The following is a 14,679-nucleotide window of genomic DNA, read 5'->3' as shown; positions in this document are numbered from 1 at the left end:
GCACCCCCGCTCCCCATCTCCTCCCTAAGCTGTCGATTCCTCGCTATCGATTGCCGAAGAACGGCGGCGGCGGCGGCGAATCACGGGAGCAGGAGTATCTGATTCGGGAGCAGGAGTATCTGATTCGCTAGTACTTGTCTGGTTAGTTGCTAGCTCTGTATCTGTATCGGATGCCTCGATAGCAGATGTCACTTCTACCGTTTCAGATTCAGAAGTCTCCGCTTCATCTAATCCCTCTTCAAAGGATGAAGCTTCTGTAAATGATTCTACGGCTGCCTCATTGGAATTGGAAGTGCGATCGCCTTCGCCGGGAAGTACGACAGAAATGATCGCAGCCCTAGGATATTTAATCTCTCGTTCAAGTCGCACTAACGGAGAAATGCCCATCAACGCATAAATATCCTGTTCTTCTGGAGTCATTTCCACAGCAATGACTTCTGGCTTTTCTATCTCAACAGACGATTTGATCAGTTGTGGTTTGCCAGGACGTTCGGCTGAGTCTGACAGTACGGGGCGTCCTGGGATACTCTCCCTGCTTGGTTCACTGATGCTATCAAGCTCTACCGTTGGCTCTGGCAACCCTTGAGGCACAGGAGTTGGGCGAACACTTTTCGTAACAGGCTCCTCTTTGGCTCCTACTTCATCAAGACGGCGGCGACGGCGGCGGCGATTGACACCGTTTACTCCCCCTCGCTCCTGATAGCTGGGGTGGTGTAGGAGATCTAGTTCGTCAGGTTCGTTGAAAGTAGGGATATCGAAAGTTTCCGGCATCTCTGATGTTGTCGGTTCCCTCAGTTCTATACGAACAGCAGGTTCTACAATTTCTTTTTCCTTTGCTGTAGATTCTGTCTCGCCAGGGAGATGTACCAGATGTCCAAATCCCCCACAGGTAGAACAGGGGCTGCCAAACAACTCGTAAATATTTTGACCTTGGCGTTTGCGGGTTAATTCTACCAAGCCTAGTTCTGATAACTGGGCAATTTGAGGTCTAGCTTTATCTACCCTCAAGGCTTTGTTAAAATGTTCTAGAACTTGTAGCTGGTCTCGCCGCGAATCCATATCGATAAAGTCAACAACAATTACGCCAGCAACGTTGCGCAGGCGCAGTTGGCGGGCGATTTCGGTTGCGGCTTCACAATTCGTCCACAAGACCGTTTCTCGTGCGGTTGCCGATCGCGTAAATGAACCCGAGTTCACGTCAATCACCGTCAGGGCTTCCGTCGGCTGAATGATAATGTAGCCTCCAGACGGCAGATCGACGCGGGGCTTCAGAGCTTCTCGGATCGCAGCATTAACCCGGAAGTAATCGAGAATGGGTAAGCGGTCGCGGTGGTGGTCGATCAAAACCCCTTCTGGATTTCGCCCCCCACTCCAGCTCACCAACTGCTGTTTGACCCGCTTCACCCCCGTATGAGAATCAACCACAATTCGATTCACGTCCGCCGTATACATATCCCGGAGGACGCGCTGAATAAAATCATCATCACGATTAAGTAAGGCAGGCGCTCGGCTGGAAGTCGCCTCCTGCTGGACGGCTTCCCACTGTTTTTGGAGTGCCTCCAAATCTTCCATAATGGCTTCTTCAGCCCTACCCTCGGCTTCCGTGCGCACTAGCAATCCCATGCCTGCGGGTTTGATCAATACAGCCAGCGCCCTGAGACGATTGCGCTCACTATCGCTCCGAATCCGCCGCGATAAGTTAACACCCCGTCCATAAGGCATCAGTACTAGATAGCGACCGGGTAAACTGAGGTTCCCCGTCAGCCGAGGACCTTTATTGCCCGTTGGCTCTTTCATCACCTGCACCAAGACTTTTTGTTGGGGTGCTAGGAGTTCGGTAATCGCACCAGCTCGACGCTTCAGCCGTAAAGGACCTAAGTCAGTGACGTGAATGAAACCATTGCGCTCGGCATCGCCGATATTAACAAACGCGGCATCAATTCCAGGTAAGACATTTTCGACAACGCCGAGATAAATATCACCTACCTGGTGGCTGCCAGTGGCAACGACGAGTTCTTGAATCTGATCTTCTGAAAATACGGCAGCAAGCCGATGTTGCTCTGCAATAATAATTTGCTTTGCCATTCAATTTCCTCAAAAATTGGCAGCACGCTTAGGTACTAAGGCTTTTGTAGATTTTGGATTTTAGATTGCCGATTTTTGGGCGGAGGAACGCTAGCCAAGGTTGAGAGATTGTCGAATACTTGTCTGGCAGGCCCTCCAAATCCAAATTTTCAAATCGCCTATCTAAAACTGGTCTATCCCTCTTGCTTTGGCTACCCAAGATAACTGTAGAAAGCGAAAACTCTAGCTTCACCTAGGAAAAAGAGAATTTTTAATGGTCTCGGAGTGACTGAATGAAAGGGACACTCCGATGGATTAACCCTTCCCCAATGCATTCGGTAGCCAGCGGCACGACCCTTCACAAAAGTCAAGCATTGGAGTTTGTGACGCGCGAGTACGAAAATCTGTCTAGATCTGCGAATCAGTTGCGTGTAGCATCTATTGCTAGTTTACACGGGTTAAACCCCATGGAACCTGTACGCGCAACTGTTCCCATGATTGTATATTATACCGCACTTTTACGAAAAGCTGGGGAGCTGGGGAGCTGGGGAGCTGGGGAGCTGAGGAGATGGGGAGATGGGGAGATGGATATTAACCTTTGGTTTTACTTGATTTGAGTGCTTTGGGAAGTGGCTGGGTGGGCTTGGCGTAGAGACTCAATGGTAGCGATCGCTTGTTGGGCGACTTTATCAATCTCTGCGGCGGTATTATAGCGCCCGATGCCAAATCGGATCGAGGCATAGGCTAGGGATTCCGAACGTCCTAGGGCTAAGAGGACGTGGGAAGGGGCAACTGTTGCTGAGGAGCAAGCAGAACCAGAGGAAACAGCAGCTATTGGCTGCAATCCTAACAGTAGGGCTGAACCATCTACACCTTGTACACTAATGTTAAGGTTTCCTGACAATCGTTGAGTCCGATGACCGTTAAGATGAATATCTCCCAAGCGAGAAAGGGCATTCCACAGACGTTCCCGCAGTTGTAGTAGGAGTTTAGATTCGGATTCCCGTACCTCTAGTCCCAGTTCTACCGCTTTGGCAAAGCCTACAATTTGAGGGGTGTAAAGGGTGCCAGAGCGTAGTCCTCGTTCGTGTCCACCTCCCTGGATTTGAGGAGCTAGCTTAACTTTGGGGTGGCGACGTTGAACGTAGAGTAGCCCGATCCCTTTAGGTCCGTAAACCTTGTGTGCTGTTAAGGACATCAGGTTAATGTTCATCGACTGTACATCTAGAGGAATTTTTGCGATCGCTTGAGCTGCATCGGTGTGGAACAATACCTGGTTTTGGTGGCAGATTTCCCCAATTTCTGCCAAGGGCTGTAATACCCCAATTTCGTTATTGGCTGCCATTACCGATACTAAAATTGTGTCAGGGCGAATGGCTTTTTCAAGTTGGGCTAAATCTATTAGTCCATCGGGTTGGACGGGTAGAAAGGTTACTTCAAATCCTAAAGTTTGTAAGTAGCGACAGGGATCGAGTACGGCACTGTGTTCGGTTTGGACGGTGATAATGTGACGCCCTTTACTGAAGTAAGCTTCAGCAACGCCCTTAACCGCCAAGTTGTTCGCTTCCGTCGCCCCACTGGTGAAAATAATCTCCTCTGGTGTGGCGTGGATGGCATCTGCTAGGATAGCTCTTGCTTTTTTAACAGCGGCTTCAGCTTCCCAACCGTAAGCGTGGCTGATGCTGGAGGGATTCCCAAAATGTTCGGTAAAATAGGGCAGCATTGCCTCTAGCACCCGTTCGTCCATGGGGGTGGTGGCGTGGTTGTCGAGGTAAATGGGACGATTAGACATGACTATTAGCTGATGAGTTGACCCAGTTTTTTGAGTATACTCAGAACTTTATACAACTCATTCTCTCGCTTCCAAAGTGTAAACTTATCAGATAAAGCATACTTAGGTGTGCCTTGCTGAGTTAATTTGACAAATACAAAATCATCGCCATTGGTTAATAAGCCAAAAATTGAGCGATCGGGTTGAGGATTATTAAGCATATAGGCTAGACATTGAGGTAGGGCTTCGCGGAGGGAAATACCTGCATTTTTAGACTCGATAACGGCAAACCAGACTTGATTCTTGAAAACTAAGAAATCCAGGCGACCTCGGATAAGTTTATCTTCATCGAGTACCGACAGTTCGACTGATTTTTCATCTTTAACATCAAAGGGAGGTAGGTAAAAATCTGCTAAATCGAGTAAATGCTCCACAACCACCATCTTCACCAGATTTTCGGATAGAGTGTGGCGCTCGATCAAACTGATATAGTTTCGTTTAACTCGATCAAGCTGTTGTTTTTCTATATCAGTGAGTTCGGGTAAGTTATCTAACCACTCGGTAAAAAATTGGTCATCATAGGTAATGGTTAAACCAAAAAGCTCGGTTAATTGACTGAGAGTGATATCTTGAGCTTGGATGATTAGAGTCATAGAAACTTTACTAGATTGGTTATTGGTTAAACATCTGTTACATCCGTTACCAAATCCGTTGCCACATTGGTTATTTTTCTAGAGTGATAAGTTGACCCAGTTTTTTGAGGATACTCAGGACTGTATAGAGTTCATTTTGCCTGAAGGTTGATGATATTAGAGGCGATCGCACTGGGTACGGAAGACTGAATAGTGAGATTTTATTGGATTTGCCAAACTTTAATGCTACAGTCCCGACTTGCGCTAACCAAGGTTCGTCCATCTGGGCTAATTTCTAGAGAGGTTACACCATCTAAATGATTGGTCAGGGCGTGTATTTCTTGTCCAGTACTGAGATTCCAAACTCTAATTGTCTTTTCTGAAAGACTTCCACTAACTAAGGTCTGTCCATCGGGACTAATTGCTAAAGCTGATACGGCACCGGAATGACCAGTGAACGTATGAAGTAGTTCTCCATTACTTAAGTTCCATACCTTGATTTCTCCAACTTCTTTATCCTGACTACCACTGACTAAAATCTGCCCATCGGTACTAACTACAACAGAGCGAACAACATTTGAATGCCCCGTGAGTATATGATTCGTCCACACTATGATTGTCTTGTCATAACTCCCACTAACTAAAGTCTGACCATCAGGACTAACTGCTATGGAAGTAACACCACTTGAATGTCTGGTATAGGTGTGAGTTAGTTGCCCAGCTTCTACATTCCATACTAGGACTGACTTATCGCCACTGCCACTGAATAGGATATTTTTCTTGGTTGGGTGAAATGCAACAGAGAAGACCTGACCTGAATGTCCATTGAGAGAGCGTGTAAACTTTCCAGTTTTTAGGTTCCCTAAAATGACTAACTTGTCTGCACTGCCCCCAGCTAGAGTTTCTCCATCTGAGCTAATGGCTACGGATAGAATACTTGATGAAAAACCCCTGAAAGTTTGAATTACCTCTCCTGTACTCAGGTTCCACAGTTTGATTGTTTTGTCTGCACTGCCACTAACTAAGCTCTGTCCGTCAGGGCTAATGGCTACAGCATTAACAGAAGCTGAATGCCAAGAAGATATATCACCAAGAGTGCGCTATAGTGTGACATTTTGCCAATTTGTAGCCGTTTCTGAATTAGATAGTTTTTGCTTCTTTTGTTTATGTGGATACAAAGTCTGCTCAATCTCTGCCAACCGTTCCAGAATTGTCTGGGTATCGGCGTGGCGCTTCTGCATTGGACGAGCCATCAGTTTATCGATAAAATCGCCTAGTAGGGAAGAAATTTGAGTAGCTTTATCACGCCAATCTTCTAACTCATCGGTATAGATATCGTGGCGATTGTGATCACAAAGGTTCAGAGGATGTTCTCCCGTTAGTAAATGGACAAAAGTACGACCCAAGGCAAAAAAATCTGATTGGGGAACAGCGCTACCATTGACTTGCTCTAGGGGAGAGTAACCGTCAGAAACAACTTTTGTGAGCTGTCCTGCTGCTTGCTTTTGCTCGTAAGTTCCGGTAATTTCCCGTGCTATGCCAAAATCAATTAATACCAGTCCTCCATCTGGCTTGAGCATGATATTTGACGGCTTAATATCTCGATGAATAAGCTGCTGTTGATGGACTTCATGTAGTGTCTTTACTAGTTGATTCAGCCAATTAAGTGCTGTTTTTTCACCAATTGGGCGATTTTTCCCTTTTTCCAGCCACTCCTGTAAGTTCTCTCCCTCAACTTTCTCCATTACCAGACAATACACTGGTTCTTGACTGTTTTTGGGGTAAAAGGTAAAGGATTCTTCTCCCTGGGGAACTCCTGGATGATTCAACCGAGTTAATACTTGGGCTTCTCGCTGGAATTGCTCTACAGGTTTGGGTTCCTTTTTACTCAGAACTTTGAGAACTTTGGGGATGTTGGTGCGATCGCTGACTTCGTACGTCTTAGCAAAACCCCCCTCACCCAGTTGGCATCTGACGAGATAACGCCCTTCCAGCAGTAATTCAGAATCACAGCTTTGGCAACGCAGCAGGTTATCGGGATTGTCAGGGTTTTGGCACTGGGGGTTGATGCAAAGGCTCATCGATTCAGCGAATACGAGTTCTGATTGCTAGTGTAGCCTCACTGCTATATTCGTTGACTCACATCTTGCACCAAGCCCTCAGAATAGAATTCTGGGGCTATTGCATTCCAAGTCCGCCTACGCGGACTAACCGAAAATCAAGGGTTTTCTAACCTGCCCTTCACTTCGTTCGTTAGCGTTAGCGGTGCGTAGCACGGGTAAACTCCGGCAGGTTTTGAATGCAATAGCTGCGGTTTCAACCGCCAGGTGCAAGATGTAAGTTGAGAGAAAAGCCTTTACCCTGTGTAATCGCTTATTTTCTAATTCCTGTCGTTGAGATCATTTTGGTATTCAAAACCCACCCCAACAACACCATTACCACCATCACTAATACCGCAGAAATCACAGGTATACTGGTTATCTCCCCCAACCCCGCAACTACAGGAATACCACCTATTGCGATCGCTAATCCCAAGGCAAACCCTGCTCCTGTCGCAGGTTGTTCTGGCATAAGGTGAGCCGTTGCCGCTAAAGTAACAGGTATGCTGGACTGCAATAGTGCCATGGCTGGCAGTAACGTCAAAAGATGATGTCCTCCCAATGCTAGCAACAGGGTTGAAAGTGTTAATGTTCCTACTGTCCACAACCGCCACCCCCAGCGCGTTGCCAAACTACCTCCCAAGATTTTACCCACTGCTGCCGCCACTGCCATGGCTATTAACACAGAGGTATTACCCCGCAGCATAAAATCGAAGCTAGTCCATACCAGAGACGTTAGCGCGATCGCACTTAGGACTACTAGCACCAGTAAATCCCGATCCTCAACCGCTAATTCCTGAACCGAGTCAGGATCAGACGACTGGCGATAGGGGAGTTTGGGCAACGGCATGAGAGCGATCGCACCCATTACTATTAAAAGTAGCGATACCAGCAATCCTGTACCTTCATACCCCGCAAATCCTAACGCGCCGCCTACTGCTAATCCCACCACTCCCGGTGCAGCAAATAATCCAGCACCAAGGGTAGATTTAGGAGTTGCCCAAACTGCTATGGCACCACCCCCAACATGAAACGCCGCCGAACCCATTCCAGCTAATATTACGGCGAATTGTAGTTGCCAATTAACTGAAAATAGCGCCAGACTGAGTACCAGTAATCCCATTAAAACGGCTAGTCTTGGACGTTTTATTTTATCCGTCACCATCCCAACTAACGGCTGATATCCAAATGCCAATCCATTGTAAAGTAAGATAAGTAAACCACTTTGTTCCAGGGATAGGCTTTGGGGTAAAGTTCCCAGTAAAAAGCCAGCGGCTGCATCAGCAATCCCATGTGCCAGTCCTAAAACCGCTGGAAGTAATAACCGCTGCATAACGTATTTCTATAACTCTAAAATGGTGAAATTTATAATAAAGATGAACCAGACGGACACTGAATTTTACCATCCTTGAGTTGAGGAGAGGTGGGAGGAACGGTTGAAGGTTGATCAGTTTTACAAATCCCTCTAATAAATTCAGGTTCCGGTTTTTCTTTGACTACAAATACTATTCCCGTGTAGCTATTGAGGTTTTTAGCTTTTGCCGCCGCCTTGACGGTTGCTTTTTCCGAGTCGCCGTCAATTTTAAAGTAATGGAATTGGTTTTCTATTTGACTGTCAGTTGGGATTTGGGTTTCGTTGAAAAAACCATAAGCTTGGGGACTATCTGGAAGTTCTTTAAAGCTGGAAGCAAATTTTGACGTTTCATCATAGAAGACCTGTTGGTAGCTCAAAATATTACCAATCGCCAACTTAACTTCCCAATTGGCTCGCAGGGGATTGGGCTGCCAGAATAAATTAAACGGAGTGCTAACAGGAAGTAAAACTAAGACAAAAATAGCATAACTGGCTAAATTACTCCAAAAAGCTCCTAACCGTAACTGCCGCTTAGAAATTCGATAACTTTTACTTTTTAACAGAGGACTGTATAAACTCCCTTCAATAAACCAAGTGAATATAAACAAGATCGGGAGAACAAAGAAAGCGGTTCCTGGACTGCTAGCGAAAGAATTATTAAAAGCGAAAGGAATACCAATAATCGAGGTAGCAATGTTTGTAACGATAGTTACAAGTAGGAGTTTAGGCACTCCTATCTGAACCTTGAAAAAGCGATGAAAGAGTAACCAAAGAACCAGGAATTCGACAGGAATAATACTGAAAACAATCAATACATTCCCCGTCAGGGTAAGAATCTGGGGAGCAGCAACATTGGCAAGGACAGGTACTATCATCATCAATGATTACCAGAGTCTGTACTGAGATGGTAGAGATTTAGATCCCCGACTTCTTCAAGAAGTCGGGGATCTGGCTTTAAGTCTAACCAAAGTCAGGGCAAATCACAGGTATTTCTATACATCTAGGAATATACAAACGTAAGCCTACCTAGGATAGGTTGGAAAAATCTAGGAAAACTAATGGAAGAAAGAAAATAATGGTAAATAAGTCTTCAGACAAATTTCCCACAACTGAACCGCTTCCCCTGGAGGAAGCCTCACTGACTGAATTCAGCCGTATGGTTTCAGACTATTCAAGTTTGCCGAACGACGATCGCCCAGGCTACGATGAACCCCAATGTAGCTGGACACCCGCAGGAGCAGAATCAGACAATAATTGTGGAGAAGGCGTAGATTGTCCGCCTTGCGATTAAAGCTGACAAAAACTCCTTTACCCCTTAACCCTTCCCCAGTCCGAGAACGGGACTGCCATAAGATGTCGGATAGCTTACTGCATTCCCCAAACCTTAATCACGTCATTGCGACTGCCACTGACAATGGTTTCACCATCAGGGCTAATTGCTACCGATAAAACAGCTTTGGCGTGATGGGTAAAGGTGTGTACTTCTTCCCCTGTCTGGAAGTCCCACACCTTAACGGTTGTATCATTACTACCACTAACCAGCCTTTGCCCATTCGGAGCGATCGCAACTGACGTTACACCACCAGAATGACCTCTCAGACTACCAATTTCTCGACCTGTCTTTAAGTCCCACAGCTTAATCGTTTCATCAATACTGCCACTGGCAATAGTTTGCCCGTCGGCACTAATTGCCACCGAAGTCACGCTACCCCCATGACCCGTGAGTAGTCCCTTATTGCTAACTCGAATCGTGCCATCTGCACAACCACTCACTAGCGTCTGTCCATCCCGACTAATCGCAACCGCATAAACCCAGTCTGAATGATCTGTGATGGTGCGAATTTCTTCACCACTATTCAGGTTCCAAAGTTTGATCGTTGTGTCTTGGCTACCACTAAAGGCAGTTTGTCCATCAGGACTAATGGCAACGGAGTAAACTCGGTCTGAATGACCTGTAAGGGTACGAATTTCTTCACCACTTTCGAGATTCCATACTTTAAGAGTGCCATCGAAACTGCCACTCACCAAAGTTTGCCCATCAGGACTAATCGCCACAGAATGAACCCAATCCGAATGACCCCGGAAAAGGGATTTTTCATGAGTGCTGCTTAAATCCCACATACGAATCAGCTTATCTGCGCCACCCCCAACCACATTCTGTCCGTCAGGCGTAACTGCCACGGAGTAAACTGCATCCCTAGGTCCAGCTAACCACAGACCGAGAAGTTTTTTTTCTTTCATAGGTCGCTTATCTAAAGCAGCAAAAGCTGGCACACTCAGTATGGCTGTTTCGGGTTCTCTTGTTGCTAGTCTACCTGACAAACTTAAATAGAGGATTCCCCACTCCCTACTCCCCTTCTTATCGTAGTGATTCAATCAGCAAACTCCAAATCTGCAAAACAGACGCAAAGCGCGATCGCACTGGGTAGTAACCTCGGTGATTCCCTTGCCATCTTAGAAGCCGCGATAGAAACCCTAGCGCAAATCTCAGATATTACCCTCACAGCCAAATCAAGCTGGTACAAAACCGCACCCATCGGTCCGCCGCAACCAGATTATCTGAATGGCTGCGCCTTACTGGAGGTGCAGTTAACACCCCAGGAATTAATAGAAACCTTGTTGGGAATTGAAAAACGCTTTGGTCGTCTACGCCGAGAACGATGGGGACCAAGAATCCTAGACATTGATCTTCTTTTATTCGACGATCTAATTTTAGAGACACCTAACCTGCAAATCCCGCATCCGCGCATGAGGGAAAGAGCCTTTGTGCTCGTGCCACTAGCCGAAATTGCCCCAGATTGGGTCGAGCCGGTATCCGGTCAAGCGATCGCACAACTCCTGCAAGGGTTAGACTGTTCTGGAGTCCACCGAATGTAAAGAAAGTATGCCCCAAGGTCAAGAACCCCCACAACTTATCAAACAACGCTTGGTCTATCAGGGACGGCGATTTAACTTTGAGGTCAATTACCTCCGCCTTCCCAATTATGCAGAAGGAGACTGGGAATGCATCCGTCATCCAGGCGGTTCCCTTGCCGTTCCCGTCACCCCAGAGGGTAAGTTGGTACTCGTGCGCCAGTACCGCTTTACCGTTCAAGGGCGTCTTTTAGAATTTCCCGCTGGCACTATAGAATCTCATGAAGACCCGGAAATCACTATCAAGCGAGAACTAGAGGAAGAAACCGGTTATCGCGCCCATAGCTGGAAATCCCTTGGTGAATTCCCGCTTGCCCCTGGTTATTCCGATGAATATATCTATGTCTTTCTCGCTCAGGACTTAGAACTCCTGGAAACGCGCCCCGAACTGGACGCTGATGAAGATATAGAAACCGTTTTAATGACACCCCAGGAATTAGAGCAAGCTATTCTTAATGGTGATGCAGTAGATGCAAAATCCATTAGTAGCTTTTTCCTGGCTCGTCCGTTTTTGAAATAACCATTTGCTAGGAGGTAACGGTTAGAGTTGACCCTAAAACAAATGGGTTATAACGTACAAGGTTTGATTTGTCCTGTCCCTTTCCCTTGCTGCATCCAAAGCTGTGCTAAATAGAGCTAATAAATAGATAAGACTCCTGACTCCTACTAATGTTACTTGAATTAGTACAATCTGGCGTAAATACGCCTACCATTTCCCAAGGACACCATTAATGGGAAAGAGTAGACAGCACAAGTTAACCCGAAGTATTTTTTATTGACAATACGTTTAAATATTGGTATGATGCAGCAGTTATTTCTGTTCTGGCACCGCCGCGATTTACGCACCTTAGATAATATCGGATTGACCGCTGCTCGACAACAAAGCCAGAAGGTTGTAGGAATTTTCTGCCTCGACCCCAATATTTTAGAAAGAGACGACATTGCCGCCGCTAGAGTCACCTACATGATGGGCTGCTTGCAGGAGTTGCAGCAGTGCTATTCTGAAGCTGGCAGTCAATTATTAATCCTCCATCAAAACCCCTACCAAGGAATTCCAGAACTGGCAGACGCCCTCCGTGCCAAGGCAGTATTCTGGAATTGGGATGTCGAGCCTTACTCCCAAAAGCGTGACCAGCAAGTTATAGAAGCCCTCAAAGAAAAAGGTATTGCTGTTTATAATAGCTGGGATCAGCTTTTGCACGCCCCAGGAGAAATTCGCACCAAGTCTGGCGAACCCTACAAAGTCTATACCCCGTTCTGGAGAAACTGGAAAGACCAACCTAAAGCCGAACCAACAGAACCCTTGGAAAAGACGGAAGGACTGACAAAAAAAGAATTAGAAATTGCTGAAAAAGTTGGGGTTATTGATTTACCCACTGCCAAAGATTTAGGGTATTCCTGGGAAAATCGACTACTTGTAGCACCAGGGGAGAAGGCAGCACGGGAAGTATTAAAAGACTTTTGTAATAGCGCCATTGACGAATACCAAGAACAGCGGAATTTTCCTGCCGTTGATGGCACATCAAAATTGAGTGCTGCTTTAAAATTTGGAGCCATCGGTATCCGCACGGTTTGGCAAGCGGCGGCTAGTGCCTTTGAAAACAGCCGCAGCGACGAAACCCGCAACAGTATCCAAACCTGGCAGCAAGAACTGGCTTGGCGGGAATTTTACCAACACGCAATGTATTTTTTCCCAGAATTGGCAGAAAGTCCCTATCGCCAGGAATTTAAAGACTTCCCTTGGGATAATAATGAAGAACAGTTTCAGGCTTGGTGTGAAGGCAGAACTGGTTATCCTATCGTTGATGCTGCCATGCGCCAATTAAATGAAACGGGATGGATGCACAACCGCTGCCGAATGATTGTTGCTAGTTTCTTGACTAAGGACTTGATCATTAACTGGCAGTGGGGAGAAAAATATTTTATGCAGAAGCTATATGATGGGGACCTTTCAGCGAATAACGGCGGCTGGCAGTGGAGTGCCTCTAGTGGGATGGACCCCAAACCCCTGAGGATTTTTAATCCAGCGAGTCAAGCGCAGAAATATGATCCAGATGGAGAGTATATTCGGCAGTGGCTACCGGAACTGAGTTCTCTAGATACGGAATACTTGGTTACGGGAAAAATTCCTAGTGAAGAGCGTGACGCTTGTGGGTATGCTGCTCCGATAGTGGAGCATAAGGAGCGGCAAAGGGAGTTTAAGCAGCGTTATCAAGAGCATAAATGATAGCACAAATTCCTGGGATTTAGGATTTATTCTTTGGCTGCATAACGATATATACATAGTCCTCACTCAAAGGTTGATAATTTTTCTCAATCGCTGAGATCCAAGCCTGGGGAAAATGACGCCGTTCTTTCCAATTTTGGCGTACCGCGATTGCCTTAAATCCCTGATCCTCAATAAACTCTTGCATTGGTCTACCGTCAATTTTACCACCCTCAACCCCTGCCATGATCAGATCGGGAGGAGAGACGAATGGTTGATGACCACTCTCGAAGTACAGCCAAGCCTGATCTGCGAGAATTGGTCTTTCTGTTCGGCGCAACAGTTCGACAACGGGTTTGGGGTCGAGGTCAGTATCACCTCTTGCCTTCAGGGAATCTACTGCCGCGATCGCTTGCTCAACAGTGGAAGGAATGATTAATGCCAGAACTAAAGTGAAGGCAAACGCCCTCCACATTAAACGCCGCTTATCTAATACTTTTTCAGCTAAATAGCCAGTGAGAATTGACGCCAGCGCCACAGGTTCTAGGAAGTAATTGGGTGCTGCACCCACCTTGACTAGTGCTACGCTATTCAGGCACAAGCTCACCAGAAAACATACGGCGATAAACCCTCCAGAGTTCCTCAGCCTCGTTACCATCACACTCGCCACGCCAATCACAAGCACCGGCTGAGTGAATCCTTCTCCGATAAAGAAGATTGCCTGCTTGAAGTCAGCGCCGTGGAAACCCTGTAATAAAGAACCTTGCCACCAGTATGGACCTAAGATCCAAGTACTAACAGCGAAGATTAACAGTCCAACTAAACATCCGCTAGCTAGGAATTTTAGTAATGAACGAAAATCCCGTTGGGTCAGCAGAGTAACTGTCAGCACCAACGGGACTGAGATAAATGAATGTTTCGTGGCTAATGTCAGGGCAAACAAAGCACCGATTAGCCAGTAGTTACGCCAACGCAGTATTGTATACAACCCCAACAGCATAAACGCTAAAGCCATTTCATCAGGTCGCAGGCTGACAGCAAAAAAGTGAGCCTCCTGAGAGGTTAGGAACAGAAGCGCTGCGATCGCACTCCACAGTAACCTAACTCCAATTGCCCGTCCCATTAAAAAAATAATTATGCTATTTAGCAGGGTCATGAGCAGCGACGTTGTTCTGCCAATTGTGCGCACGCCTACCAAGTCAGTTCCCACTAATTTTCCCATCCAACCATGGAATAGGTAACTAATTGGTGGGTATGGCAGGGTATTGTAAGGCATTTCGTAGGAGGAACCGACTTGCTCCCCGCCCGGATAAGACTGAGAGGCGACATAAGCATGCCAGCCTTCAGCGTAGTCTAAGTCTCTAGGGTTTTCCCACTGGTAGTACCATTCCACTAAGGATGCGGCGGTATGAAAGAGCAGCAGGCAGAGGACTACTCCCAAGAGAATAACTGGCAAATACTTGAGCCACCAGTCTTTGTGTAGTAACTCCTTCAAGGGTTTCCTCATCTTCATCAGTTTGCGATTACCTTTTTTCAATTTTGTAATCATTTATTTTTTTATACTATTGCAAATTATCTAGTTTTATTACAGAATATACTGACTTATTCTCCCAATAAGGTTTAGATGTATAAATTAATAC

The 14,679-nt window shown here is 46.3% G+C and carries 14 protein-coding genes and 1 pseudogene; 5 read left to right on the top strand and 10 right to left on the bottom strand.

Going from position 1 to position 14,679, the window contains the following annotated elements; genetic code table 11:
• Nucleotides 1-24: 24 nt before the first annotated feature.
• Nucleotides 25-2,085 (bottom strand): Rne/Rng family ribonuclease, encoded by a 2,061-nt coding sequence (locus IQ257_RS17865; RefSeq protein WP_193882587.1) that lies wholly within the window; start codon nucleotides 2,083-2,085, stop codon nucleotides 25-27.
• 272 nt (nucleotides 2,086-2,357) lie between these two features.
• On the opposite strand from IQ257_RS17865, the gene IQ257_RS17860 reads away from it, so the two are divergent.
• Nucleotides 2,358-2,681 (top strand): hypothetical protein, encoded by a 324-nt coding sequence (locus IQ257_RS17860; protein WP_193933136.1) that lies wholly within the window; start codon nucleotides 2,358-2,360, stop codon nucleotides 2,679-2,681.
• Here the strand turns inward: IQ257_RS17860 and IQ257_RS17855 are convergent.
• The 7 genes and pseudogenes from IQ257_RS17855 to IQ257_RS17820 form a co-directional block, all read right to left on the bottom strand.
• Nucleotides 2,669-3,856, bottom strand: a complete 1,188-nt coding sequence (locus IQ257_RS17855; RefSeq protein ID WP_193875393.1) for a cysteine desulfurase family protein — start codon at nucleotides 3,854-3,856, stop codon at nucleotides 2,669-2,671. The genes IQ257_RS17860 and IQ257_RS17855 overlap by 13 nt on opposite strands.
• A 5-nt stretch (nucleotides 3,857-3,861) precedes the next feature.
• Nucleotides 3,862-4,488, bottom strand: coding sequence for a type I restriction endonuclease (locus IQ257_RS17850; RefSeq protein WP_193875391.1), 627 nt, complete (start codon nucleotides 4,486-4,488; stop codon nucleotides 3,862-3,864).
• Between the two features lie 200 nt (nucleotides 4,489-4,688).
• Complete coding sequence (locus tag IQ257_RS31225; RefSeq protein ID WP_193875389.1) at nucleotides 4,689-5,078, bottom strand: WD40 repeat domain-containing protein; 390 nt, start codon at nucleotides 5,076-5,078, stop codon at nucleotides 4,689-4,691.
• A 6-nt stretch (nucleotides 5,079-5,084) separates the two neighbouring features.
• A pseudogene (locus IQ257_RS31220) lies at nucleotides 5,085-5,552 on the bottom strand (WD40 repeat domain-containing protein); the annotation flags it as partial.
• A gap of 15 nt (nucleotides 5,553-5,567) precedes the next feature.
• On the bottom strand, nucleotides 5,568-6,548 hold the full coding sequence (locus IQ257_RS17830; protein ID WP_193875387.1) for a serine/threonine protein kinase: 981 nt from the start codon (nucleotides 6,546-6,548) through the stop codon (nucleotides 5,568-5,570).
• Between the two features lie 292 nt (nucleotides 6,549-6,840).
• Complete coding sequence (locus IQ257_RS17825; RefSeq protein ID WP_193875385.1) at nucleotides 6,841-7,899, bottom strand: MFS transporter; 1,059 nt, start codon at nucleotides 7,897-7,899, stop codon at nucleotides 6,841-6,843.
• 32 nt (nucleotides 7,900-7,931) lie between these two features.
• Entirely contained in the window at nucleotides 7,932-8,798 is an 867-nt protein-coding gene (locus tag IQ257_RS17820; RefSeq protein WP_193875383.1) for a type IV pilin-like G/H family protein, read from the bottom strand.
• 197 nt (nucleotides 8,799-8,995) lie between these two features.
• Here IQ257_RS17820 and IQ257_RS17815 point away from each other — a divergent pair, with 197 nt between their 5' ends.
• Nucleotides 8,996-9,211, top strand: coding sequence for a hypothetical protein (locus IQ257_RS17815; RefSeq protein WP_193875380.1), 216 nt, complete (start codon nucleotides 8,996-8,998; stop codon nucleotides 9,209-9,211).
• A 74-nt stretch (nucleotides 9,212-9,285) separates the two neighbouring features.
• Here IQ257_RS17815 and IQ257_RS17810 read toward each other — a convergent pair whose 3' ends face one another.
• Nucleotides 9,286-10,161 (bottom strand): WD40 repeat domain-containing protein, encoded by an 876-nt coding sequence (locus IQ257_RS17810; protein ID WP_193875399.1) that lies wholly within the window; start codon nucleotides 10,159-10,161, stop codon nucleotides 9,286-9,288.
• A 126-nt stretch (nucleotides 10,162-10,287) separates the two neighbouring features.
• On the opposite strand from IQ257_RS17810, the gene folK reads away from it, so the two are divergent.
• From folK to IQ257_RS17795, 3 genes are all read left to right on the top strand, one after another.
• Nucleotides 10,288-10,797 (top strand): 2-amino-4-hydroxy-6-hydroxymethyldihydropteridine diphosphokinase, encoded by a 510-nt coding sequence (gene folK, locus IQ257_RS17805; protein ID WP_322744383.1) that lies wholly within the window; start codon nucleotides 10,288-10,290, stop codon nucleotides 10,795-10,797.
• Between the two features lie 7 nt (nucleotides 10,798-10,804).
• On the top strand, nucleotides 10,805-11,353 hold the full coding sequence (locus IQ257_RS17800) for an NUDIX hydrolase (RefSeq protein ID WP_193875378.1): 549 nt from the start codon (nucleotides 10,805-10,807) through the stop codon (nucleotides 11,351-11,353).
• A gap of 282 nt (nucleotides 11,354-11,635) precedes the next feature.
• Nucleotides 11,636-13,060, top strand: coding sequence for an FAD-binding domain-containing protein (locus IQ257_RS17795; RefSeq protein WP_193875395.1), 1,425 nt, complete (start codon nucleotides 11,636-11,638; stop codon nucleotides 13,058-13,060).
• Between the two features lie 19 nt (nucleotides 13,061-13,079).
• Here the strand turns inward: IQ257_RS17795 and IQ257_RS17790 are convergent, their stop codons facing one another.
• On the bottom strand, nucleotides 13,080-14,588 hold the full coding sequence (locus IQ257_RS17790; protein ID WP_228060797.1) for an ArnT family glycosyltransferase: 1,509 nt from the start codon (nucleotides 14,586-14,588) through the stop codon (nucleotides 13,080-13,082).
• Nucleotides 14,589-14,679: the final 91 nt, after the last annotated feature.

It is taken from the genome of Coleofasciculus sp. LEGE 07092, from assembly GCF_015207375.1.
Classification (GTDB): Bacteria; Cyanobacteriota; Cyanobacteriia; order Cyanobacteriales; family Coleofasciculaceae; genus LEGE-07092.
Note: the sequence above shows the minus strand (reverse complement) of the source record. Positions and strands in the feature narration are given on the sequence as shown.

What these genes read in the sequence shown, in the direction of transcription:
- IQ257_RS17865 (WP_193882587.1), bottom strand. Translation starts at nt 2,085, where the DNA reads ATGGCAAAGCAAATTATTATTGCAGAGCAACATCGGCTTGCTGCCGTA.
- IQ257_RS17860 (WP_193933136.1), top strand. Translation starts at nt 2,358, where the DNA reads ATGAAAGGGACACTCCGATGGATTAACCCTTCCCCAATGCATTCGGTA.
- IQ257_RS17855 (WP_193875393.1), bottom strand. Translation starts at nt 3,856, where the DNA reads ATGTCTAATCGTCCCATTTACCTCGACAACCACGCCACCACCCCCATG.
- IQ257_RS17850 (WP_193875391.1), bottom strand. Translation starts at nt 4,488, where the DNA reads ATGACTCTAATCATCCAAGCTCAAGATATCACTCTCAGTCAATTAACC.
- IQ257_RS17830 (WP_193875387.1), bottom strand. Translation starts at nt 6,548, where the DNA reads ATGAGCCTTTGCATCAACCCCCAGTGCCAAAACCCTGACAATCCCGAT.
- IQ257_RS17825 (WP_193875385.1), bottom strand. Translation starts at nt 7,899, where the DNA reads ATGCAGCGGTTATTACTTCCAGCGGTTTTAGGACTGGCACATGGGATT.
- IQ257_RS17820 (WP_193875383.1), bottom strand. Translation starts at nt 8,798, where the DNA reads ATGATGATAGTACCTGTCCTTGCCAATGTTGCTGCTCCCCAGATTCTT.
- IQ257_RS17815 (WP_193875380.1), top strand. Translation starts at nt 8,996, where the DNA reads ATGGTAAATAAGTCTTCAGACAAATTTCCCACAACTGAACCGCTTCCC.
- IQ257_RS17810 (WP_193875399.1), bottom strand. Translation starts at nt 10,161, where the DNA reads ATGAAAGAAAAAAAACTTCTCGGTCTGTGGTTAGCTGGACCTAGGGAT.
- IQ257_RS17800 (WP_193875378.1), top strand. Translation starts at nt 10,805, where the DNA reads ATGCCCCAAGGTCAAGAACCCCCACAACTTATCAAACAACGCTTGGTC.
- IQ257_RS17795 (WP_193875395.1), top strand. Translation starts at nt 11,636, where the DNA reads ATGCAGCAGTTATTTCTGTTCTGGCACCGCCGCGATTTACGCACCTTA.
- IQ257_RS17790 (WP_228060797.1), bottom strand. Translation starts at nt 14,588, where the DNA reads ATGATTACAAAATTGAAAAAAGGTAATCGCAAACTGATGAAGATGAGG.